The organism is Pseudomonas sp. McL0111 (assembly GCF_052567255.1).
Genome location: NZ_CP199585.1, coordinates 1,603,106 through 1,623,328, shown reverse-complemented (window position 1 = coordinate 1,623,328; position 20,223 = coordinate 1,603,106). Strand labels below are relative to the sequence as shown.

Annotated in this window: 23 protein-coding genes; 12 read left to right on the top strand and 11 right to left on the bottom strand. The window is 58.9% G+C overall.

The window, feature by feature from the left end; all coding sequences use genetic code 11:
• Positions 1-408 (top strand): SMI1/KNR4 family protein, encoded by a 408-nt coding sequence (locus ACTWLJ_RS07335; protein WP_053163993.1) that lies wholly within the window; start codon positions 1-3, stop codon positions 406-408.
• A 21-nt stretch (positions 409-429) separates the two neighbouring features.
• On the opposite strand, the gene ACTWLJ_RS07330 is transcribed toward ACTWLJ_RS07335, so the two are convergent.
• The gene (locus ACTWLJ_RS07330; RefSeq protein ID WP_445180395.1) at positions 430-2,193 is read right to left on the bottom strand and encodes a cation:proton antiporter; all 1,764 of its coding nucleotides are present in this window, start codon (positions 2,191-2,193) and stop codon (positions 430-432) included.
• A 280-nt stretch (positions 2,194-2,473) separates the two neighbouring features.
• On the opposite strand from ACTWLJ_RS07330, the gene ACTWLJ_RS07325 reads away from it, so the two are divergent.
• The gene (locus ACTWLJ_RS07325; protein ID WP_003229693.1) at positions 2,474-2,956 is read left to right on the top strand and encodes an acyl-CoA thioesterase; all 483 of its coding nucleotides are present in this window, start codon (positions 2,474-2,476) and stop codon (positions 2,954-2,956) included.
• A 101-nt stretch (positions 2,957-3,057) separates the two neighbouring features.
• On the opposite strand, the gene pdxY is transcribed toward ACTWLJ_RS07325, so the two are convergent.
• Positions 3,058-3,930 carry a pyridoxal kinase PdxY gene (gene pdxY, locus ACTWLJ_RS07320; RefSeq protein ID WP_445180394.1) on the bottom strand — a complete coding sequence of 291 codons (873 nt, stop codon included), beginning with the start codon at positions 3,928-3,930 and terminating at the stop codon, positions 3,058-3,060.
• Between the two features lie 117 nt (positions 3,931-4,047).
• On the opposite strand from pdxY, the gene ACTWLJ_RS07315 reads away from it, so the two are divergent.
• A complete protein-coding gene (locus ACTWLJ_RS07315; protein ID WP_401213141.1) occupies positions 4,048-4,461 on the top strand; it encodes a DUF3301 domain-containing protein in 414 nt (137 codons plus the stop codon).
• A 20-nt stretch (positions 4,462-4,481) separates the two neighbouring features.
• Here ACTWLJ_RS07315 and ACTWLJ_RS07310 read toward each other — a convergent pair whose 3' ends face one another.
• Positions 4,482-5,447, bottom strand: coding sequence for a CobW family GTP-binding protein (locus ACTWLJ_RS07310; protein ID WP_445180393.1), 966 nt, complete (start codon positions 5,445-5,447; stop codon positions 4,482-4,484).
• A 28-nt stretch (positions 5,448-5,475) separates the two neighbouring features.
• On the opposite strand from ACTWLJ_RS07310, the gene ACTWLJ_RS07305 reads away from it, so the two are divergent.
• On the top strand, positions 5,476-5,832 hold the full coding sequence (locus tag ACTWLJ_RS07305) for an NADH:ubiquinone oxidoreductase (protein WP_445180392.1): 357 nt from the start codon (positions 5,476-5,478) through the stop codon (positions 5,830-5,832).
• Positions 5,833-5,836: 4 nt separating this feature from the next.
• Here ACTWLJ_RS07305 and ACTWLJ_RS07300 read toward each other — a convergent pair whose 3' ends face one another.
• Entirely contained in the window at positions 5,837-6,487 is a 651-nt protein-coding gene (locus ACTWLJ_RS07300; RefSeq protein WP_445180391.1) for a DUF1826 domain-containing protein, read from the bottom strand.
• The gene (gene zigA, locus ACTWLJ_RS07295; RefSeq protein WP_445180390.1) at positions 6,487-7,692 is read right to left on the bottom strand and encodes a zinc metallochaperone GTPase ZigA; all 1,206 of its coding nucleotides are present in this window, start codon (positions 7,690-7,692) and stop codon (positions 6,487-6,489) included. Before zigA ends, ACTWLJ_RS07300 begins: the two co-directional genes overlap by 1 nt.
• Before the next feature lie 233 nt (positions 7,693-7,925).
• On the opposite strand from zigA, the gene ACTWLJ_RS07290 reads away from it, so the two are divergent.
• On the top strand, positions 7,926-8,303 hold the full coding sequence (locus ACTWLJ_RS07290) for a glutamine synthetase (protein WP_445180389.1): 378 nt from the start codon (positions 7,926-7,928) through the stop codon (positions 8,301-8,303).
• Here the strand turns inward: ACTWLJ_RS07290 and ACTWLJ_RS07285 are convergent.
• Positions 8,300-9,499: an N-acetylmuramoyl-L-alanine amidase gene (locus ACTWLJ_RS07285; protein WP_445180388.1), complete on the bottom strand. Its 1,200-nt coding sequence runs from the start codon at positions 9,497-9,499 to the stop codon at positions 8,300-8,302. The genes ACTWLJ_RS07290 and ACTWLJ_RS07285 overlap by 4 nt on opposite strands.
• A gap of 84 nt (positions 9,500-9,583) precedes the next feature.
• Here ACTWLJ_RS07285 and folE2 point away from each other — a divergent pair, with 84 nt between their 5' ends.
• The 6 genes from folE2 to ACTWLJ_RS07255 are packed head-to-tail and all read left to right on the top strand — an operon-like array spanning position 9,584 to position 14,790.
• Positions 9,584-10,480, top strand: coding sequence for a GTP cyclohydrolase FolE2 (folE2, locus tag ACTWLJ_RS07280; protein ID WP_445180387.1), 897 nt, complete (start codon positions 9,584-9,586; stop codon positions 10,478-10,480).
• Positions 10,477-11,145 carry a metal ABC transporter ATP-binding protein gene (locus tag ACTWLJ_RS07275; RefSeq protein WP_445180386.1) on the top strand — a complete coding sequence of 223 codons (669 nt, stop codon included), beginning with the start codon at positions 10,477-10,479 and terminating at the stop codon, positions 11,143-11,145. The genes folE2 and ACTWLJ_RS07275 overlap by 4 nt, the downstream gene beginning before the upstream one ends.
• Positions 11,145-12,011: a metal ABC transporter permease gene (locus ACTWLJ_RS07270; protein WP_445180385.1), complete on the top strand. Its 867-nt coding sequence runs from the start codon at positions 11,145-11,147 to the stop codon at positions 12,009-12,011. Before ACTWLJ_RS07275 ends, ACTWLJ_RS07270 begins: the two co-directional genes overlap by 1 nt.
• Before the next feature lie 11 nt (positions 12,012-12,022).
• Positions 12,023-12,898 (top strand): metal ABC transporter substrate-binding protein, encoded by an 876-nt coding sequence (locus ACTWLJ_RS07265; protein WP_445180384.1) that lies wholly within the window; start codon positions 12,023-12,025, stop codon positions 12,896-12,898.
• Complete coding sequence (locus ACTWLJ_RS07260) at positions 12,895-13,455, top strand: gamma carbonic anhydrase family protein (RefSeq protein ID WP_401213112.1); 561 nt, start codon at positions 12,895-12,897, stop codon at positions 13,453-13,455. Before ACTWLJ_RS07265 ends, ACTWLJ_RS07260 begins: the two co-directional genes overlap by 4 nt.
• 3 nt (positions 13,456-13,458) lie before the next feature.
• Positions 13,459-14,790 carry a dihydroorotase gene (locus ACTWLJ_RS07255; protein ID WP_445180383.1) on the top strand — a complete coding sequence of 444 codons (1,332 nt, stop codon included), beginning with the start codon at positions 13,459-13,461 and terminating at the stop codon, positions 14,788-14,790.
• 87 nt (positions 14,791-14,877) lie between these two features.
• Here the strand turns inward: ACTWLJ_RS07255 and ACTWLJ_RS07250 are convergent, their stop codons facing one another.
• Positions 14,878-15,396, bottom strand: coding sequence for a DUF3617 domain-containing protein (locus ACTWLJ_RS07250; RefSeq protein ID WP_401213107.1), 519 nt, complete (start codon positions 15,394-15,396; stop codon positions 14,878-14,880).
• 142 nt (positions 15,397-15,538) lie between these two features.
• Here ACTWLJ_RS07250 and cls point away from each other — a divergent pair, with 142 nt between their 5' ends.
• Complete coding sequence (cls, locus tag ACTWLJ_RS07245) at positions 15,539-16,978, top strand: cardiolipin synthase (protein ID WP_445180382.1); 1,440 nt, start codon at positions 15,539-15,541, stop codon at positions 16,976-16,978.
• A 2-nt stretch (positions 16,979-16,980) separates the two neighbouring features.
• Here cls and cfaB read toward each other — a convergent pair whose 3' ends face one another.
• The 4 genes from cfaB to bufA2 all read right to left on the bottom strand — a co-directional run bounded on the left by cfaB (position 16,981) and on the right by bufA2 (position 20,193).
• A complete protein-coding gene (gene cfaB, locus ACTWLJ_RS07240; protein ID WP_445180381.1) occupies positions 16,981-18,168 on the bottom strand; it encodes a C17 cyclopropane fatty acid synthase CfaB in 1,188 nt (395 codons plus the stop codon).
• An 85-nt stretch (positions 18,169-18,253) separates the two neighbouring features.
• The gene (locus tag ACTWLJ_RS07235) at positions 18,254-19,042 is read right to left on the bottom strand and encodes an HvfC/BufC family peptide modification chaperone (RefSeq protein ID WP_445180380.1); all 789 of its coding nucleotides are present in this window, start codon (positions 19,040-19,042) and stop codon (positions 18,254-18,256) included.
• Positions 19,033-19,878: an MNIO family bufferin maturase gene (gene bufB, locus ACTWLJ_RS07230; protein ID WP_445180379.1), complete on the bottom strand. Its 846-nt coding sequence runs from the start codon at positions 19,876-19,878 to the stop codon at positions 19,033-19,035. The genes ACTWLJ_RS07235 and bufB overlap by 10 nt, the downstream gene beginning before the upstream one ends.
• 63 nt (positions 19,879-19,941) lie before the next feature.
• Positions 19,942-20,193 (bottom strand): BufA2 family periplasmic bufferin-type metallophore, encoded by a 252-nt coding sequence (gene bufA2 / locus ACTWLJ_RS07225; protein ID WP_401213091.1) that lies wholly within the window; start codon positions 20,191-20,193, stop codon positions 19,942-19,944.
• Between the last annotated feature and the right edge of the window lie 30 nt (positions 20,194-20,223).

The window sequence follows — 20,223 nt, the reverse complement described above, 5'->3', positions numbered from 1 at the left end:
GTGGAAGAAATCATCGAACAATTGCGCGAAGCCAACGAACCCGTACCGGTTCCGCTGGAGTTGCCTGACGAAGACCAACTGGTGGAAATCGAAGAACAACTGTTCATCGATATCCCGTTTGTCTTCAGAGAATTCCTGCTGACCGTGAGCGACGTGGTCTACGGCAGCCTGGAGCCGGTGACCGTCACCGACCCGCAATCGCACACCTATCTGCCGGACGTTGCCGCCAACGCCTGGGATGCCGGCGTCGACCGCAGCCTGATTCCGATCTGCCAGGACGGCGACGACTACTACTGCGTCGAAGAAGACGGCACCGTGGTGTTGTGGCAGGCCGAAGAAGAGCTGATTGCCGAAGAAACCTGGGAATCGGTATGGCACTGGGCACGGGACGTCTGGCTGGAAAGCTGATCGCCCCAACGCCCCGGGTGGTCAGTGCCCCGACGACTCCTTGTGGTTGTCGAGGGTTTCGAGCAAGGCCACCTGCATCTGCGTGTGCACGCGGATGAACCAGCGCCACAGCACCGCCGCCACGGCGGCTGCGACCACGGCGATCAGCACCAGCAACTTGTTGGTCGGCAAAATACTGGCCGACAAGGCTGCCAGCAGCAGGAAAATCACCAGCAGCGAGAGAATCGGGATCACTTCGGAGATCACCCGGCGCACTCGCTGTGTGTGACGCCCGGCCATCTCCGGCTTCACGCCCATCTCTGCGAGCAACATCGACAGCGCCTTGAGCTTGCGATAAGCCGCGATCAGAAACGGTAGCGACAAGAGCAGCGCGCCGCCCCAGATCAGCGCTTTCTGCCAGCTCGGATCGCTGATCCAGTCCTGCATCCAGATCGAAAGTCGCCCGGCAAAGAATGCGCCGGTAAAAAATATCGCGATCACCAGCGCCAGATTGACCCCGACCTGCAGCAGAATCCGCCGGATTATCGACGCCAGCATCGCGCCCTCGCCCTGCGGCTGGATACTGCGCAACCATTCGCCGTACATGCCGAACACCCGCCCGAGACGCTGAGGCATCGCAGCAGACAACTTGATCGACAGTGGGTCGGCAGCACGGATCAGATACGGCGTCAGCAGCGTGGTAATCACCGAAACCGCCACCGCTACCGGATAGAGGAAGTTGCTGGTGACCTGCAAGGTCATGCCCAGCGCGGCGATGATGAAGGAAAATTCGCCAATCTGTGACAGACCCATGCCAACGCGCAGTGAGGTGCGTCCATCATTGCCGGCGATAAACGCCCCGAGGCCGCAGGACAACATCTTGCCCAGCACCACCGCCACGGTGATCACCGCAATCGGCCACGCGTATTGCAGAAGAATCATCGGATCGAGCATCAGGCCGATGGCGACGAAGAAGATCGCACTGAACAGGTCGCGAACCGGTTCGATCAGGCGCTCGATTTTCAGCAATTGCCGCGACTCGGCCATGATCGCACCGATCAGGAATGCGCCGAGCACCATGCTGTATTCAAGCTTGACCACCAGCAAGCAGAAGCCGAAACACAGGCCAAGTACGGTGATCAGCAACATCTCATTGCTTTCGAATTTGGCCACGTAGGCCAGCAGTCGCGGCACCAGCAGGATGCCGATCACCAGCGCGACGATCATGAACAATGACAGCTTGCCGACCGTGGAAAACACCTCGCCGGAACTCACCGTGCCGCTGACCGCAATGCTCGACAGCAAGGCAATGATGCCGATGCCGAGGATGTCTTCGACGATCAACACGCCGAAGATCAACTGGGCAAAACGCTCGTTCTTCATCTTCAGATCGTTGAGCGCCTTGACGATGATGGTGGTCGAGGAGATCGCCAGAATTGCGCCGAGGAACAGCGAGTCCATGGTGTTCCAGTCGAACCAGCGGCCGATCTCGTAGCCGATCCAGATCATCAGCACGATTTCCAGGAACGCCGCGATAAACGCCGTGGCACCGACCTTGAACAGCTTGCGCAGGCTGAACTCCAGCCCGAGGCAGAACATCAGGAATATCACCCCCAGCTCGGCGAGGGTCTTGATCGTCTCTTCATCATGGATCAGGCCGAATGGCGGCGTGTGCGGGCCAATGATGAAACCGGCGACGATGTAGCCGAGCACCACCGGCTGCTTGAAACGGTGAAACAGTACGGTCACCACACCCGCGACCAACATGATCACTGCCAGATCCTGAATAAAGCTGATGGCATGCATGGCGTGGGCTCCTTGAATGAATGGCTCGCGGGCAGACGTCAGAAAAGTCTGGGCGAGCTGGGTAAAAATCCGCTTTTCGTGTAGGAATTGCCCTTGGGCAGGGGCTTTTGCAGGGTAACACCGCGACTTCCGGCTGAAAGGCGGTGCAATATATGGAAACAGATCGATCCCGGCGTGACGGCAGCCTGTCGCCTGGCGTCCCGATAACGGTGGTTTTGAAAAGCGACCAGGCACCCGCAGAGGTGCTTCCAGCAACCCAGCCTTGACCCGTGAGAACGTTATGGAACCCGGAAACGCCCAGCTGTCGATGACGGTACTGATGACCCCCGACATGGCCAATTTCTCAGGCAATGTCCACGGCGGCACCCTGCTCAAATACCTCGACGAAGTGGCCTACGCCTGCGCCAGCCGTTATGCCGGTCGCTACGTGGTGACGCTGTCGGTGGATCAGGTGATTTTCCGCGAGCCGATTCATGTCGGCGAACTGGTGACCTTCCTCGCGTCGGTCAACTACACCGGCAATACCTCGATGGAAGTCGGCATCAAAGTGGTGACCGAGAACATCCGCGAGCGCTCGGTGCGCCACACCAACAGCTGCTTCTTCACCATGGTTGCGGTGGATGACCAGCGCAAACCGGCCGCCGTCCCGCCGCTGCAACCGCAGAACAGCGAAGACAAACGCCGCTACATGCAGGCCCAGCAGCGTCGGCAGATCCGTCAGGAGCTGGAGAAGCGCTATCAGGAGATCAAGGGCGACGCTTGATCATTTCGTCTTTCAGATAGCTTTCGCGAGCAGGCTCGCTCCCACGGGGATTACATTCCAAGGTGGGAGCGAGCCTGCTCGCGAATGGAGGCAGCGCAGCCTCAGAGGCTGATCGAAGTCGCCTCGAACTTCACCCGTGGATGCGCAATCCGATCCTGCGCCCGCACCAGTTGCAACTCGTAACTGGCACACGCCTGGGTTTCCAGCAGCACTTCATGCACCGCCGCAGCGGTAAATTCAAACGCCGCCACCAGGCTGTCGCCAAGCAGCACTCGCGCCAGAAACAGTCCGGAAGTCAGATCGCCCACGCCCACCGGTTGACGCGGAAACGCCAACAGCGGACGGCGCAGATGCCAGCTCTCGTCGGCAGTCACCAACAACATCTCGAAAACGTCGGACGGTTTGCCCGGATAGTCCAGATGCTTGACCAGCACTGCTTTCGGCCCGCGCACCAGCAATGAACGCGCCATGGCCAGGCAATCGAACAGCGAACTCGGCTTGCGCCCGCAGAAGCTGTCCAGCTCCAGTTGGTTCGGGCACATGAAGTCCGCCACCGCCGCCGCTTCTTCCAGCAGGAAATCGCTGACTTCGGTCGGCACACTGCAACCTTTCTCCGGATGGCCCATCACCGGGTCGCACAGATACAAAGCCTTGGGATTGACCGACTTGATTCGCGCCACACCGCTGAGAATCGCCCGTCCCTGCGCCGCACTGCCCAGATAACCGGACAGCACCGCGTCGCAGTTGCCCAGCTCGCCAATCGCGGCGATGCCTTCGACCAGCTCGGGAATCAGGTGCGGCGACAGCACTTCGCCCGCCCATTGGCCGTATTGGGTGTGATTGGAGAACTGCACCGTGTTGAGCGGCCAGACGTTCACCCCGACCCGCTGCATCGGAAAGACCGCAGCGCTGTTGCCGGCGTGGCCAAACACCACATGGGACTGAATGGCGAGCAGATGAGGTGTACGTTTCATTCGGGTTTTTCCGTAAAACGATTGAAATTCAAGCCGCGCAGTATGCGACGAAACGCAGCCTGTACGACAGACCGGCGACGCAGTTAAGCTGACGCTATCTTTTGGAGTTCCTTGTTGATGCTGACCCTCGAAAACATTTTCGTGCTGATGCTGTTCGCCGCTGCCGGCGCGTGGCTTTGGCACAACCACGGCTTGCGCGAGCGGGCGCTGGAGCGGGTCAAACAGCACTGTCTGAACGTGCGCGTCGAGTTGCTCGACGGCAACGTTGCGCTGAAGAAGATCGGTTTCATCAAGGATGCCAGCGGTCGTCGGCGCCTGGCCCGGGTGTACAACTTCGAGTTCACCGTGACCGGCGAAACCCGTCACAACGGCACCATCACCCAGTTCGGCGCCCATAGCGCGCAGATCGAACTGGCGCCCTACCCGGCCCCGTTCGACGACACGCCACCCGTGGTCGAAGTCCAGAAGCCCCGAGCCGAAGTCATCGAGCTAAGCCAGTGGCGCCAGGAACATACCAAGTGGAAGCCTTAGAGGCTGCGATCTGCTGATCTTTAATTCGACCGACAGCCAGACATTGCCTTCTGTAGCGCCGCAACATCCTGTGCCTCGCCGAAAATCAGCTCTATCCGTGAATCCTGCCGCCATTCACTTGCCTGCCAACTCAACTCGGCGTTATCCAAAGCATTGGCCGAAACCCAGCCGTCCGAGCTGTGGATAACCAGTTTCGCCCGCTGCCAGTCCAGCCCTTGCAGCCAATCGGCCATGCGCTGCTCGTCAAACACCTGACTCGGATGCCAACGCCAGCCGATGCTCCAGCCGCCCTCCTGCGCCTGACTCAGGCAGATTGGCGCCGTCGGATCAGTCCAGATCGCCGGCATTTGCTCCAATCCTTTGGGAACGACCAACTTATCCACACCCGCCGCCGCTTGCGCCGCCAATCCCGGTAACTCACTCAAGGGCAATTGCGCCTGCTGCGTCCAGATCAGCCTGATGGGCGGCAACTGATCGGCGATTTTCTGCCGAGTCATGTCATCAAGATCATCGGCCTTGTTGAGCAACAACAATCCCGCGCTGGCCAACGCGCCTTGTTGCGCTGCCGGCAACACCTTACCCGCCGCCAGCGCCTGAGCGTCCAGCACCAGCACGCAGGGCTGAACCGCGAGAACTCCGAGCCACGGCGCCTCACTGAGTTGCTTGAGCAACTGCGCCGGATGCCCCAGCCCGGAAGGCTCGATAAACAAGCGGTGCGGTTTCGCCTTGCGCAGCAAACGTCCGAGGCCGATCTGAAACGGTGCGCCATTCACGCAACACAGGCAGCCGCCGGCCACTTCGCCCAGTGCGATACCATCGGCATCGCGGATCAGCAGCGCGGCGTCGAGGCCGATCTGGCCGAACTCGTTGATCAGCACCGCCCAGCGCTCATCAGCCGGTCGCTGGGCCATAAGGTGGCGAATCAGGCTGGTCTTGCCGGCGCCCAACGGCCCGGCGATGACATGGGTAGGAATGTTCTGCAACATGGGCGCAAGTTTTCTGAGGAGGTCGAAGATGCGGTGGATGGGATGGTCGTTGCTGTTGATGCTGCTGTCGGGCGAAGCGCTGGCTCAGGCGTGCGTGGTGCATAGCCAGGCAGAACGGCTCGACGTGAAAGTCTGCCAGCAGAATCGCAACATCCCGGAAAAACTCTTCAGCGACGGCTTCTGCCAGCCCAATCTGGCCGGACAAAAAGTCGAAGTGCAATACGTCGACCAATGCCCGAGCGGCGCTTTCGGCGTGTGCAGCAACGCTCAAGTCGCCAATATGCCCTATCGCCAGGATATCCACTATTACGGCGTGGCCACCGACGCCGCGTATTTGCAGCCGTACTGCGAGAGCCAGAGCCAAGGCAACTGGCTCAAGCCCTGAGGCTTCAGCCGAGCCAGTCGAGAGTCAATATCAGCCGCTGCTCGCCGGGGGCCAGTTGTGGCGAGCGATGGATCAGACCGAAGCCTTCATTGCCGTGCCACTTCTCGCCTTTCAATAGCGCCACGTCAGCGCTGGCGAGTTGCTGAATCTGCCGCGCGTCTTGCGGCTCAGCGTTCGGCTGACCCAGTTGCTGGCGATCCATCGCGCCTTCCTTGAGCCATTCGCTGCCGATGCCAGCATAGGTGGTGATCAGGCGCACGGGCACATGGTCGACGTGAAAACGCGGGCACATGGCCTTGTCCAGCACCCGCAGACGCAGGCCGATACGTTTGGCGCCGAGCAGGCAGGCGAAGGCGCTGGTCAGCCATTTCAGATCGGCGATAAAGCCTTCATAACCTTCCAGATCGCGAAAGCCTGCGGCCAATCCTGTTAGATCGGGTTCAGCCTCCTCGTCCAATAACTCCAGGCACAGCGATTCCGCCAAAGGCTCGTTAAGTGATAACAACAAACTTGCGAACTCGGCGATGTGCAGCGGCAGTTGGCGCTGCCAAACAGCAAGGTTGATCGGGTCTTCAAGGATTCGCGCCAGTGCTTTGGGGGTCGGGCCCTGATGCTGATAGCGCGTCCTGTTTTGCTGCAGTTTCAGCGCAAGCATCAGGCGGCCTCTTCATGCCAAGGGCCGAACGGGTCCGGCAGCATTCGCCAGCCTTCGGCACCGACGGCCATTTCGGCATCGGTCAGCAGGCAGTCATCCAGTTCCTTCGCAAGCTGCAGGAAATCGATGTTCTGGCCAATAAACACCAGCTCCTGACGGCAATCTCCGACACTGGCGGTCCAGTTTTCCATGATCGCAGCGGTGCTTTCCTGATCTTCTGGCCATTGGTTTTTTGGCACAAACCGCCACCAGAGTCCGGCAAAACCATGGCGCATCAAGCCGCCAGCCTGAGACCAGCTACCGGCGTCGGTAGGTTTGCTCGCGAGCCAGAAGAACCCTTTGGAGCGCAGTAGTTTGCCGTTCAACCACGGACGATCAATGAAGCTGAAAAAACGTTGCGGATGGAACGGCCGGCGCGCGCGGTAAGCCGTGGATGCGATGCCGTACTCGGCGGTTTCCGGGATGTGTTCGCCGCGTAGCTCTTGTAGCCAGCCGGGGGCCTGGGCGGCTTTGTCGAAATCGAAGCGGCCGGTATTGAGGATCTTCTCCAGCGGCACCTCGCCCATCACCATCGGCACAATCTCGGCGATGGCGTTGAGGTTTTTGAGGATCGCCGTCAGCTCTTCGCGCTCGCTGCTGCTGATAAGGTCGATCTTGCTGATCAGCAGGACGTCGGCGAACTCGATTTGCTCGATCAACAAGTCAGTGATCGAACGTTCATCTTCCTCGCCAAGGGTTTCACCGCGAGAGGCGAGGCTTTCCGCAGCCTGGTAATCAAGCAGGAAGTTCATGCCGTCGACGACGGTGACCATGGTGTCGAGACGGGCGATGTCCGCGAGGCTTTGCCCCTGTTCATCGCGAAAGGTGAAGGTCTCCGCTACCGGCAGCGGCTCGGAGATTCCGGTCGATTCAATCAGCAAGTAATCGAATCGGCCATCACGGGCGAGTTCGCTGACCTCTTCAAGCAAGTCCTCGCGTAACGTACAGCAGATACAACCGTTGCTCATTTCCACGAGTTTCTCTTCTGCACGGTTCAGGCTGACATCGCGCTGAACTTCGCTGCCATCGATATTGATCTCGCTCATATCGTTTACGATCACCGCCACGCGCAAACCGTTTCTATTACGTAGTACGTAATTCAAAAGTGTACTTTTTCCGGCGCCGAGAAAGCCCGAAAGAACGGTCACAGGAAGCTGGGTAGACATGGGGTAATCCTCACGGTAGTAGCCGATCAACGCCCGAAACGGTGCGTTCGCGTAGCGCGTGACGTTCTCTGGCTTCAAACGAAGTGCTCGCAGAAGCGGACGCTTGAAAATCGGCTGACTCAGGCTTAATTCAAATTTATGTTATAGTATAACAATATGAATAAGCCAGCCCCCTCTTGCCGTAGACGACAAAGAACCGGAAGCTGCAGGTAATTTGCTCCTCAGGAAATGTGATGAAAAATGCGTCGAAATGCGCGGTATTGAGCCTTGCCCTGTTGAGCGCAGCCAACGCCTGGGCGCAAATTCCAGCCCTCGCCAACTGCACGCGCAGCGCTAATCTGCTGGCCTGTGTCGATGCCGAGGGCAACGCTTACAGCGTCAACACGGCCGGCAGCACGATTTACCTGCGGGGTTTCGACAAGAGCAGTCAACGTTATTGGGCACAAACCAACAGTCGCTTCGGGCAACTGACGTTCTTCACCGGCATCGCCTCCGACGGGGAAGCCTGGGTCGGCTATACCCGTCGCGTCGGCTGGACCACGATCAATCGCTTCTCCAGTTCCGGTGGCAGCAGTGCCAAGTTCACTTGCAGCCGGATCACCGGCTGCTAGACCCGCGCTTTTTGCTGCTCCTGTTGCCAGGCCATGTAGCTGTCGACAGGGGGATTCTTCTGGAAATAACGCTGCAATCCTTCAAACAATCCATCGGCTACAGCCTGTTGATGCCTCGCGGTAACCAGTCGCTGACTATCACGCACATTTGAAATGAAGCCTGTTTCCACCAGAATCGACGGCACATCTGGCGACTTCAGCACGGCAAAACCCGCCTGTTCCACGCGCTTCTGATGCAGCGTGGTGATGCCCGCCAAGCTGCCCAATACCGTGCTGCCAAGCTGCAAACTTGCAGCGATGGTCGCATTCATCGACATGTCGAGAATGACTCCGGCGAGCATCGGGTCCTTATCCTTCAGATTGAGCAGACTGGTAGCGCCGAGCAGATCTGCGCCGTTCTCCCGCTGGGCCATGAAGCGGGCAGTCGCGGACGTTGCGCCCCCTTCAGACAAGCAATAAACCGAGGCGCCGGAAGCGGTCAGACGCGGTGCAGCATCCGCATGCACTGAGATAAACATGTCGGCTTTGTGCTGACGAGCGATCTCTACACGCTTGCGTAAAGGAACGAAAAAATCGTCATTGCGCACCAGTTTGACGTCGAATCCCTTCTCTTTTTTCAGGCGTTTGGCGAGTAGTTGCGAGATAGACAGCACCACATCTTTCTCTCTTTCGCCCTTGGAGCCGACTGCACCAGGGTCTTTACCACCGTGCCCAGCGTCAACAACCACAATAATGTCGCGCTTGAGATGGCCCTTTTTCTCAAGTGTTTCACGTGGAACCATTGGTAAAACTGGCGTCTTGCTGTTCACCAGATCCAGCACCAATCGATGCCCTTGCCCGTCCTGTGGCGCCAAAAGGAAGCTGTTCAATAACACTGGACTGCTCAGATCGAGAACAATCCGCGTATCGCCCTGGCCAAAATGTCCGGATCGAATCGAACGGATCACCGTGTTTTCCAGCGCCAGCTGACTGAAATCACCACTCAAATTTGCGCCGGTGAGATCAATGATCAGCCGCTCCGGAGCGCTCAAAGAGAAGGTTTTGTAGCGAACGGGCCCGCTTAGATCGAACACTAAACGCAACTTGTCATCCGAACGCCAAAGCCGCGCATTGCGAATTTGCGTGGCCGAAACAGTGAAAGGTAGAGCGAAGGCCGCGCTGGCCAGAATCAGATTAAGCAGATGGCGTCTGTGCATATGAAAGCCCGTTCATGAAAAAGGCATCGTGATTTGAATTGTTATAATGTAACATCAAATTCAATCAACACGATGGACTTGAACATGAATGCGCTGACACTCCCGGATATCGCTGCGCAGGCCGCTCGCCAAACGTTGCCACTCGAATGGGTGGGCATGTGCGGCATCGCTCTGCCTGTTTCACTGGAGGGCCAACGTGTCAGTGCGAAAGCCGATGCGGGGGTGAGTCTCGATGATGGCGAGGCGCGCGGCATTCATATGTCACGTCTGTATCTGGCGTTGGAAGTGCTAGAAAGAGAAAACCTTTCACCCGCCCTGTTGCGCAGAGTACTCCAGCAATTTCTCGACAGTCATGAAGGTTTATCTAACAACGCCTATCTGAATATTCACACCGATTTGCTGCTAAAAAGGCCCGCGCTGATTAGCCCATTGGCCGGTTGGAAAAGCTATCCACTGAGCATCGCAGCAAGCCTGAAAAACCAGATGTTCCACGTGGAACTAAAAATCGACGTCGCTTATTCCTCTACCTGTCCCTGCTCCGCTGCATTGGCCCGGCAACTTATCCAAGCGCAATTCGTCGATGATTTCGCCAACAAGCCGCTGCAACACGCCGAAGTTTTAGCCTGGCTCGGTTCAACCAAAGGCATCGTCGCTACACCGCACAGCCAGCGCAGCAATGCCCAACTGCACCTTCACCTCGACGAGTTCATCGACGAATTGCCGCTGAGCGTCATCATCAATGATGCCGAAGCAGCCCTCGGCACCGCGGTGCAAACCGCAGTAAAACGCGCCGACGAGCAAGCATTCGCCCTCGCCAATGGGCAGAACCTTATGTTCTGCGAAGACGCAGCGCGCCGGCTCAATCTCGCCTTGCGCCGATCACCGGGGGTCAGCGCCTTCCACTTGCGAGTGATCCACGCCGAAAGCCTGCACGCCCACGATGCCGTTGCTGAAAGTCACTGGACTCGGGAGAGCGCATGATCCGCTGCCAAGCCTTGAGCTGGGGCGCACCCGGCCAGCCTCTGACCTCGCCCCTCTCCCTGGAACTAGAAAGCGGCAGCCTGACCTCGATCATTGGTGCCAACGGCTGCGGTAAAAGCAGCCTGCTGAAAGTCATCGCCGGCCTGCAAAAACCCTTGGCAGGCAAAGTCACGCTGAGTGTTCCACGTCAGGGTGGATTGTCTTTTCTGCCACAACAGCAACACCTTGATCGCCAGTTCCCCATCAGCCTTGAAGAACTGGTCGCCGCAGGTTTCTGGGGACGCCGACTGTCGACAACACTGCGCGCACAACGACTGAGCGCAGCACTGGAGAACTGGCATCTGAGCGGCCTCGAACAACGTCCACTGATGGCGCTCTCCGGCGGTGAACTGCAACGCGCCCTGCTCGCTCGTTTAAGCCTCGCCGACACACCCGTGCTGTTGCTCGACGAACCCCACGCCGCGCTCGATGAATTGGGCCAAAAACTGCTGTGGCAACACATCCACGCCTGGCATGCCGAAGGACGAACCATAGTGATGGTCTGCCATGACCTCGCTGCGGTGCGCCAGCACATCCCGCAGACGCTGCTGATCAAGAACCAAGATTGTGTTTACGGCACCAGCGCCGAACTGATCCAACCCACACCCAACATGCAGGTGGCCTGATGCTCGCTGTCGCGCATTTCTGGCAACCGTTCAACGAGTTCGTGTTCATGCGCCGGGCGCTGATCGGCGGTCTGGTTCTGGCCTGCAGCACTGCGCCGCTCGGAGTGTTTTTGATCCTGCGCCGCATGAGCCTGATCGGTGACGCCGTCGCCCACGGCATCCTCCCCGGCGCCGCGTTGGGCTTCTGGTTCGCCGGCCTGAGCTTGCCGGCGTTGACCATCGGCGGCCTCGGTGCCGGCATGAGCATGGCCGGCCTCGCCGCATGGATCACCCGCCGCACCGGCCTGCGTGAAGACGCCAGCCTCGCGGCTATTTACCCGATCTCGCTGGCCAGCGGCGTGCTGATTCTAGGCGTCGCCGGCAAACGTCTGGACCTGCTGCACTTGCTGTTTGGTTCGGCGTTAGCCGTCGACGGACCGACGCTCACTGGCATGCTGTGGGTCTCAGGATTGAGCCTGATCGCCATGGCGCTGATCTACAAACCGCTACTGCTCGATACGCTCGACCCACTGTTTCTATCAACCGTCAGCCGACTCGGCCCACTCGCTCATGGCGTGTTCCTGACCCTGGTCGTGCTCAATCTGGTGATCGGTTTCCAGGCCATCGGCGCACTGATGGTGGTCGGCTTGATGATGCTTCCAGCCGCGGCTTCTCGGTTCTGGAGTCGTCGCTTGCCGGCCCTGATCGCCATCGCCGGCCTCATCGGTTGCCTGTCGGTCTGGCTCGGATTGCTCCTGTCGTTTTACTACTCGCTGCCCAGCGGCCCGGCCATCGTGCTGGTTGCAGGCGTCGGTTATCTGCTGTCCGTGGTGTTCGGGCCGGTACACGGTTTGCTGCGCCGCCCGCCTTTGCTCACATCCCAATGAGGTGTTCCCCGATGCGCGCTCTACTCGTGCTGTTCAGCCTGATGCTCTCGATGTCATTGTCGGCAGCGGAAAAGTTACCCGTGGTCACCAGCTTCAGCATCCTCGCCGACATGGTCCATCAGGTCGGTGGCGAGCATATCCAGATCACCAACATGGTCGGACCGGATGCCGACGCGCACACCTACGAGCCGACCCCGGACGATGCCAAAGCACTGCTCAAGGCGAAACTGATCGTCAAGAATGGACTGGGTTTTGAACCATGGCTGGACCGTCTGGTAACCAGCACCGAAACCAAGGCGACGGTTATCAGCGCCAGTCACGGAGTGATTCCGCGCTCGCTGGATGAGGACGGCGAAACCGTTCCCGACCCACACGCCTGGCACAATCTGGCGAACACCGAGTTGTACATCGCCAACATCACCAAGGCGCTGATCGCCGCCGACCCGGCGAACAAGGCTGACTATGTGCGCAACAGCCAGACCTATCTGAAACAGATCTACGCCCTGCTCGCTGAAGCCAAGGCCAAACTCGGTTCACTGCCGCCGGGTAATCGCAAGATCGTCACCAGCCACGATGCCTTCGGTTATCTCGGCCAGGCTTACGGCATCGACTTCATGGCACCCCAAGGTCTGTCCACTGAACGCGAACCTTCGGCCGCCGAAGTCGCTGCGTTGATCACTCAGATCCGTCAGGCCAAGGTCAAAGCGGTGTTCATGGAAAACATCAAGGACGCACGCCTGCTCAAACAGATCGCCAATGAAAGTGGCGCGCACATTGGCGGAACCTTGTACTCCGACGCACTGGCTGCAAGTGGCCCGGCCAGCACCTTCGCCGGGCTGTTCGAATACAACCTCAACACGCTGTACAACGCCTTGAGCCAGCCATGATCCGCAAGAATCCTTCCGGCGATCTGCCGCGTATTGCCGAGTCAGCCTACGTCGATAAAACCGCGATCATCTGCGGCAAAGTGGTGATCGGCGAAAACGTGTTCGTCGGCCCTTATGCGGTGATTCGCGCCGACGAAGTGGACGCCTCGGGCGAGATGGAGCCGATCACCATCGGCGCCAACTCGAACATCCAGGACGGTGTGGTGATCCACTCCAAATCCGGCGCAGCCGTAACCATCGGCGAGTTCAGTTCCATTGCCCACCGCTCAATCGTGCATGGTCCCTGCACGGTCGGTGACCGGGTATTCATCGGTTTCAATAGCGTGCTGTTTAACTGCGTGGTGGGTGACGGTTGCGTGGTGCGGCACAACTCGGTGGTCGATGGCCGGGATTTGCCGGACGCGTTCTACGTGCCCTCCACCACCCGCATCGGACCGAATACCGATCTCTCGCAGTTTCCCCCGGTGAGCGTCAGCGCCTCGGAGTTTTCCGAGGATGTGGCGCGCACCAACGTCGATCTGGTGCGCGGCTACAAAGCCTTGCAGAACGAGTTCTGAACCATGAGCAGCGTGCTGATTCGCAATGCACGGCTGGTCAACGAAGGACGTGAGTTCGACGCTGATCTGTTCATCAACCATGGCCGCATCGTCAAGATTGCTCGCAGCATCAACGGGGAAAATGCTGACCTGGAAATCGATGCCAACGGCCAGTGGTTGCTGCCGGGGATGATCGATGACCAAGTGCATTTCCGTGAACCCGGCGCACCGGCCAAGGGCAGCATCTACACCGAGTCTCGCGCAGCGGTGGCCGGCGGTATCACCAGTTTCATGGACATGCCCAATACCAATCCCGCCACCCTGACCCTCGAAGCACTGGCCGACAAAAAGCGCCGAGCGGCGATCAACTCGGTGGCCAATTACGGCTTTCACTTTGGCGTCAGCCAAGACAATCTCGACACCGCCGCCGCGTTGAATCCGTGCGAAGTTGCCGGGGTAAAAGTGTTCATGGGCGCCTCCACCGGCAACATGCTGGTGGACGATCCGAAGATCCTCGAGCGATTGTTTGCCGAGGTGCCGACCATCCTGCTGGCCCACTGCGAACACACGCCGAGCATCGACGCCAATGCGGCCAACCTGCGCGACTTGTTCGGCGAACATTTACCAGCGGCGGCGCATGCACTGATCCGTAATGCCGAGACCTGCTATCGCTCGTCTTCTCTGGCGGTGGAGCTGGCCAAGCGTCACGGCACACGCCTGCACGTTTTGCACCTGACCACCGCGCGCGAGCTGGAGCTGTTCGAAGACAAACCGCTGGCGCAAAAACGCATCACCGCTGAAGTCTGTCTGCACCATTTGTTGTTCGATGACCGCGACTATCCGGCCCTCGGCAATCTGATCAAATGCAACCCGGCGATCAAGACTCAGGCCGACCGTGATGCGTTGCGTCAGGCACTGCTGAGCAATCGTCTGGACGTGATCGGCAGCGATCACGCGCCGCATACCTGGGCGGAGAAACAGCGGCCATACGCCGAGGCGCCATCGGGTTTGCCGCTGGTGCAACACGCGTTGCCTGCATTACTGGAACTGGTCGCGGATGGCGTGCTGCCAATCACCACGCTGGTAGCGAAGACCAGCCACCGGGTGGCGGACTTGTTTGCGATTCCGGATCGAGGGTATTTGCGGGAAGGGTATTGGGCGGATCTGGTGTTGATTGAGCCGCGGAGTCTGGAGGTGTCGCGACAACCGATTCTTTCTCAGTGCGGATGGACGCCGTTTGCCGGTCGGCGCTTTCGGCATCGGGTGAATACGACGTTGGTATCGGGACAGATTGCCTGGCAGGGCAATCGATTGAATGAGGGGTGTCGGGGATTGCCTTTGCGGTTTATGCGGTGAGAGCAGTGGCGTCTGCTATCGCTAGCAGGCTAGCTCCCACAGGGAAATGTATTCCAGTTGTGAGAGCGAGCTTGCTCGCGAAGCTTTTCAGGCGCGAGGCTTAACAGTGCCGCAATCCTGACCCAACCAAACGGCACGGGTTTCCAGGCTGCCCTTCTGGTTGATCCCGATGGCATTGAACGTGCCGTTGGCAACCGTGGTGAACTCGCGATCACTGAGGAACGTAGCCACCCCGGTGCCCTGCGCTTTCGGACAACTGAAACGGAATTTCCACTGGTTGCCTGTGCGATCGGTGATCTGCTGTTTGCAGCCCGATTGTGGATCAGCGAGCGGAATATCATTGGTCGCCACTTGCTCTGGCGTCAGGCAAGCACGAATGCCTTTACCGCCGATATTGATCCCGTTTTTCTCCAGTGCCGCGCGCTGCTGCGGGGTCATCTGGCCCTGCAATTGGCCAAGGATCGACTGCACGTCCATAGGCTGATCATCGACTTTGACGTTACTCGACGTCATTTCCCACAAGCCCGGCTGCAACATCTGCGCCTGCGCCATTACCGGCAGCGCCAAACCCAGGCCCAACGCCAAACCCAGCAGACGAACATTCATTGAAAAGCTCCTGATCAGTAGTGGCCGTTAGACGTCAGCTGCGTGCTTCGGTTCATGCCCGGCCCAGGCAAAAAGAAATTAGCGACAATCGCCATGGAACATGGTCTGTTAGGCATTGAATCTTCAGGAGCAAGGCTGCCCCATGGATTATTTTGGACCGCACATCTTCGGTTATCTGATCGCCCTGATACACAGCCTCGGTTTGATCGCTGCCATCCACGCCGTGTTGACGGTCCGCACCGCCCAAGGTTCGATTGCCTGGGCATTGTCGCTGATCTTCATCCCCTACCTGACACTTATTCCATATCTGGTGTTCGGCCGCAGCACCTTCGACGGCTACATCAAGGCTCGACGCCAGGCCAACGAACAGATGCGCCAGGCGATCTCCGAGCTGAACTGGCGCCCCTGGGTAGAAGAAGCACTTACCGCCCGCGCCTCGAACGCTTACGCCTCATTACGTGCCATGCCCAAGCTCGGGCGCATGCCGTGCCTGGCCAACAACGAAGTGAAACTGCTGATCAACGGCACGGCAACATTCGAGGCGATTTTCAGCGCCATCGAGCAAGCCCGGGAAGCCGTGCTGATCCAGTTTTTCATCATCCATGACGATCGCCTCGGCCAGCGTCTGCGTGATCTGCTGCTGAAGAAAGCCGCTGAAGGCGTGACGATTCACCTGCTCTACGACCGTATCGGCAGCCACGCCCTGCCCCACAGTTACGTCCAGGCCCTGCGCGATGGCGGTGTCGAGGTCAAAGCCTTCGCCACCCGCAGCGGCTGGCTCAACCGCTTTCAGGTGAACTTCCGTAACCACCGCAAAATTGTCGTGGTCGATGGTTTGCTCGGGTTTGTCGGCGGGCACAACGTCGGCGACGAATACATGGGTGAAAAACCGCCACTGGCACCGTGGCGCGATACCCACGTTCAGGTGCGTGGCCCGGTGGTGGCGTGCATGCAGGAGTCATTCGCCGAAGACTGGTTCTGGGCGGCACGAACGCTGCCGCCGATGATCCTGCCGGACGCTTATCCAGAGGACGGCGTGCTCTGTCAGTTGCTGGCGAGCGGCCCGGCAGATGCTTACGAAACCTGCTCGCTGTTCTTCGTCGAGGCGATCCACGCGGCGACCGAACGGGTATGGATCACCAGCCCTTATTTCATCCCCGACGAAGCAGTGTTCGCAGCGCTGCGCCTCGCAGTTCTGCGCGGCGTCGATGTGCGTCTGCTGTTGCCGTCACGTCCCGATCACCGCATCGTTTATGCCGCTTCCAGTCTCTACGCGTTCGAAGCCGTGCGCGCCGGGGTGCGGGTGTTCCGTTACGAACCCGGATTCCTGCATCAGAAAGTGGTGTTGATCGACAGCGAGATCAGCGCCATTGGCAGTGCCAACCTCGACAACCGCTCGTTCCGCTTGAATTTCGAAGTGATGTTGCTGACCGTCGACAGCGCGTTTGCGGCAACCGTGGAACAGATGCTCATCGACGACTTCGCCCTGGCCTTTGAAATCGACAAACAGGAAAGCCGGGAGATCCACCGCCTGCAACAACTTGGCATGCGGATCGCCCGGCTTATTTCACCGATTCTCTAACCTCAAGGGTGATAGATGTCGTCGCGGGTCCATGGCAATTCATGGCTGCCATCGGCGTGAGCTTTCACCGCGAGGATCTGGTGCAGATTGATCCAGCCACGGGCGAATGCGTAAGCACAGCCGGCCAGGTACAAACGCCAGATACGTAGCGCTTGCTGAGGCACCAGTTTGCCGGCGGCTTCGAGGTTGTCCTCAAGCCGTTCGCTCCAGTGGTCAAGCGTGCGCGCGTAATGCAGGCGCAGGCTTTCGACGTCGACAATCTCCAGGCCGACTTCGCTGATCTCCGCCGAGATCATCGACAAGTGCGGCAGCTCGCCGTTGGGGAATACGTACTTCTCGATGAAGTCTCCGGCACCGCGCCCGACCGGACGACCATCAGTGTGCTTGGCGGTGATGCCGTGGTTCATCACCAGACCGCCCTCCTTCACTGCGCCGAACAGGGTTTTGCAGTATTCGGCCAGATTGGCGTGCCCGACGTGTTCGAACATGCCGACGCTGACCACTTTGTCGAAGCGCCCGTCCTGAGGCAGATCGCGATAGTCGAGCAGTTGCAGCTCGATCTGATCTTCCAGACCTTCGTCTTTAACTCGCTCGCGAGCCAGCTCCAGTTGTTCCTTGCTCAACGTGATGCCGAACACTTTCACGCCAAATTCGCGTGCGGCATATCGCGCCAGTCCGCCCCAACCACAGCCGACATCCAGCAGATACTCGCCAGGCTGCAAACGCAGCTTGCGGCACAAATGGCGGAATTTTGCCTGCTGGGCTTGCTCCAGCGTTTCGCTGCCGGTTTCGAAATACGCGCAGGAATACGCCATGTCGCTATCGAGCCACAGCTGATAGAACTCGTTGGACAGGTCGTAGTGATAGGAAATGGCTTTGGCGTCCGTCTCCTTGTCGTGCACCGCACGCACCGGCTGAGTGTCTTCGTCGCCATCGAGCAAAGCGTTGCTCAATTCATCGCAGACCCGGATGACCTCGCTGATCGAGCCCTCCAGTTCCAGTTTGCCTTCGACAAACGCCGCACCCAATGCATCAAGGCTTGGATGGGTGAACTGGGTGACCATCTGCGGGTCCTTGACGACGATGGTAACGCTGGGCGCCGGGCCCAGATTGAACTCATGGCCGTCCCAGAGACGCAGGCGCAGCGGAAGCTGCAGTTTCTGTAAGGCCGGTGGAAGTTGCGCGAGCATGGAAAATCCCCCCTTGTTTCAGACGTCAGATCTGAGGGTAGACCATCCTTGAAAAATAGCAGGCTATCGATTTGATTAGCCGAATCTATCGTTCCAGACGCTCCAACAGGCCATCCTGCACCCACTGTTTCAACCAGGTGACGGCTTGAAGTGGAGCGCCCTCACCATAAATGACTGCTAACTCGGCGCACAGTTCGGCGAAATTCCAGCCTTCATTGAACACACCTTGCAGGGCATTGGCTTCGGCGGACTCAAGGCTGCGGTAATTGCAGATAAGTCCCTGACGCCAGATCAGACAGACTTGTGGGTTTTCCAGCAGCTCGCTGTGCGGGAAATCGCTTTGCTCTTTGACCGAACGCCACAGCGCGAGGCTGTTGAAACGGCATTCAAGCCACTGCAATGACGGTATCGGTTTAACCTGCAAGGCTGGCCATTCTTCGGGGGAAAGTGTGGCCATGGTGTTGATCGTCAGCGCTTGGCCGTCCACCGCATCAAAGGCCAGGGTAAACGCCCATTCCAACACCGCCAGTTCCGCCAGAGGCGCGCTCTGCTCCGGCACCAGATGCTCGCGGATAAATCCTTCGAAGCCCTTGCCCAGCCACCGCAAGCTGTAATGCGCGGATGGGTATTTGCGGATGTAAGCCTGAGCCAGAGCATCAAACTCTTCGTCGCCCATCCAGTTCCAGATGGTCGGGAAGTCATCCCGCAGAACCTCCAGCAATCGCGCCTGATAGGCATTGTGATAAATCGCCAGCCCGGTGCCGACGTCCAGCGTCGGGCCGCCGATCAGGCTGTCGCCCAGGGTCAGGTTTGCGGTCGCGGACTGATCCAGCAGAAACGACTCAAATGCCAATTGCCATTCTTTCAGGCGCATTGCTGTCTCCCCGCCAGGACTTTTTCACCCAGTTCACGAGCCATTTGCAGTTCGGCGAGCAGCTCTTCGAACGGAGGGAAATGATCGTCACGCTCCAGCAGCGTGGCCACCGGGCCGAAGTGCTCCAGTGTGCGTTGGTACAGCGCCCAGACCGGATCACTCACTGGATGGTCATGGGTATCGATCACGTAATCGCCGTAATCGCTGTGCCCGGCCAGATGCAGTTGGCGAACTTTGTCTGCCGGCAGACTCTGAATGAAAGTCCACGCATCGAAGCCGTGATTGCGCGAACTGACATAGACATTGTTGACGTCGAGCAGTAGCTCGCAGCCGCTGACCCGGCTCAGGGCCGCAAGAAATTCCCATTCGGAGAAGTCGTCAGACGCGGCGCGAACATAACTGGAGACGTTCTCCAGCACCAATGGCCGCTGCAACACGTCCTGCACCTGGGCCACGCGTCCGGCAATATATTCGAGACTTTCTTCGGTGTAAGGCAGAGGCAGCAGATCGTGCAACTGATGGGCGTTGCCGCGACTCCAGCACAAGTGGTCGGAGATCCATGCCGGCTGGACCCGGTCGGCCAGTTTCTTGAGTTGTTGCAGATAGTCCGGATCGAGGGCGTGTGGCCCGCCGATGGACAAGGACACACCATGCATCACCAGCGGATAGCGCTCGGCGATGGCGTCCAGGTAGTACAGAGCCTTGCCGCCCTGCACCATGAAATTCTCGGAGACCACTTCGAACCAGTCCACGTCCGGCGACTGTTCGAGGATCTGCTGGTAATAAGCACTGCGCAAACCCAGGCCATAGCCCAGGAAAGGATGAGTGGCAGACATGTGCAGACTCCTTGCAAAGTGGCCGCAGTGGCGTGAACCACTGCGGCGGCACTTGGAGGTCGGTTATTCGCCGACCTTGCCACCTGCTTTCGCGCAAGCCGATTGAGTCATTGCCTTGAAGCCCTGACCTTTGCAAGCACCCATGCCTTTGCAAGCGTGGTCTTTGGTTTTGCAATCGTTCTGGCCTTTGCAGGCGTTCACGCCGTAGCAATGAACCTGGGCATCAGCGGCCATGGCGTTGGTGGCGACACCGGCAAACATGGTAGCGGCGGCCAAAGCGAGAGCGGCACCAGCAGCAGCGGTTCTGATAGTCATTTTTCTTATCCTCGTTATCGTCAGGGGTGT

Coding starts and splice junctions, on each gene's coding strand:
- ACTWLJ_RS07330 (WP_445180395.1), bottom strand. CDS start 2,193: ATGCATGCCATCAGCTTTATTCAGGATCTGGCAGTGATCATGTTGGTC.
- ACTWLJ_RS07325 (WP_003229693.1), top strand. CDS start 2,474: ATGGAACCCGGAAACGCCCAGCTGTCGATGACGGTACTGATGACCCCC.
- pdxY (WP_445180394.1), bottom strand. CDS start 3,930: ATGAAACGTACACCTCATCTGCTCGCCATTCAGTCCCATGTGGTGTTT.
- ACTWLJ_RS07315 (WP_401213141.1), top strand. CDS start 4,048: ATGCTGACCCTCGAAAACATTTTCGTGCTGATGCTGTTCGCCGCTGCC.
- ACTWLJ_RS07310 (WP_445180393.1), bottom strand. CDS start 5,447: ATGTTGCAGAACATTCCTACCCATGTCATCGCCGGGCCGTTGGGCGCC.
- ACTWLJ_RS07305 (WP_445180392.1), top strand. CDS start 5,476: ATGCGGTGGATGGGATGGTCGTTGCTGTTGATGCTGCTGTCGGGCGAA.
- ACTWLJ_RS07300 (WP_445180391.1), bottom strand. CDS start 6,487: ATGCTTGCGCTGAAACTGCAGCAAAACAGGACGCGCTATCAGCATCAG.
- zigA (WP_445180390.1), bottom strand. CDS start 7,692: ATGTCTACCCAGCTTCCTGTGACCGTTCTTTCGGGCTTTCTCGGCGCC.
- ACTWLJ_RS07290 (WP_445180389.1), top strand. CDS start 7,926: ATGAAAAATGCGTCGAAATGCGCGGTATTGAGCCTTGCCCTGTTGAGC.
- ACTWLJ_RS07285 (WP_445180388.1), bottom strand. CDS start 9,499: ATGCACAGACGCCATCTGCTTAATCTGATTCTGGCCAGCGCGGCCTTC.
- folE2 (WP_445180387.1), top strand. CDS start 9,584: ATGAATGCGCTGACACTCCCGGATATCGCTGCGCAGGCCGCTCGCCAA.
- ACTWLJ_RS07275 (WP_445180386.1), top strand. CDS start 10,477: ATGATCCGCTGCCAAGCCTTGAGCTGGGGCGCACCCGGCCAGCCTCTG.
- ACTWLJ_RS07270 (WP_445180385.1), top strand. CDS start 11,145: ATGCTCGCTGTCGCGCATTTCTGGCAACCGTTCAACGAGTTCGTGTTC.
- ACTWLJ_RS07265 (WP_445180384.1), top strand. CDS start 12,023: ATGCGCGCTCTACTCGTGCTGTTCAGCCTGATGCTCTCGATGTCATTG.
- ACTWLJ_RS07260 (WP_401213112.1), top strand. CDS start 12,895: ATGATCCGCAAGAATCCTTCCGGCGATCTGCCGCGTATTGCCGAGTCA.
- ACTWLJ_RS07255 (WP_445180383.1), top strand. CDS start 13,459: ATGAGCAGCGTGCTGATTCGCAATGCACGGCTGGTCAACGAAGGACGT.
- ACTWLJ_RS07250 (WP_401213107.1), bottom strand. CDS start 15,396: ATGAATGTTCGTCTGCTGGGTTTGGCGTTGGGCCTGGGTTTGGCGCTG.
- cls (WP_445180382.1), top strand. CDS start 15,539: ATGGATTATTTTGGACCGCACATCTTCGGTTATCTGATCGCCCTGATA.
- cfaB (WP_445180381.1), bottom strand. CDS start 18,168: ATGCTCGCGCAACTTCCACCGGCCTTACAGAAACTGCAGCTTCCGCTG.
- ACTWLJ_RS07235 (WP_445180380.1), bottom strand. CDS start 19,042: ATGCGCCTGAAAGAATGGCAATTGGCATTTGAGTCGTTTCTGCTGGAT.
- bufB (WP_445180379.1), bottom strand. CDS start 19,878: ATGTCTGCCACTCATCCTTTCCTGGGCTATGGCCTGGGTTTGCGCAGT.
- bufA2 (WP_401213091.1), bottom strand. CDS start 20,193: ATGACTATCAGAACCGCTGCTGCTGGTGCCGCTCTCGCTTTGGCCGCC.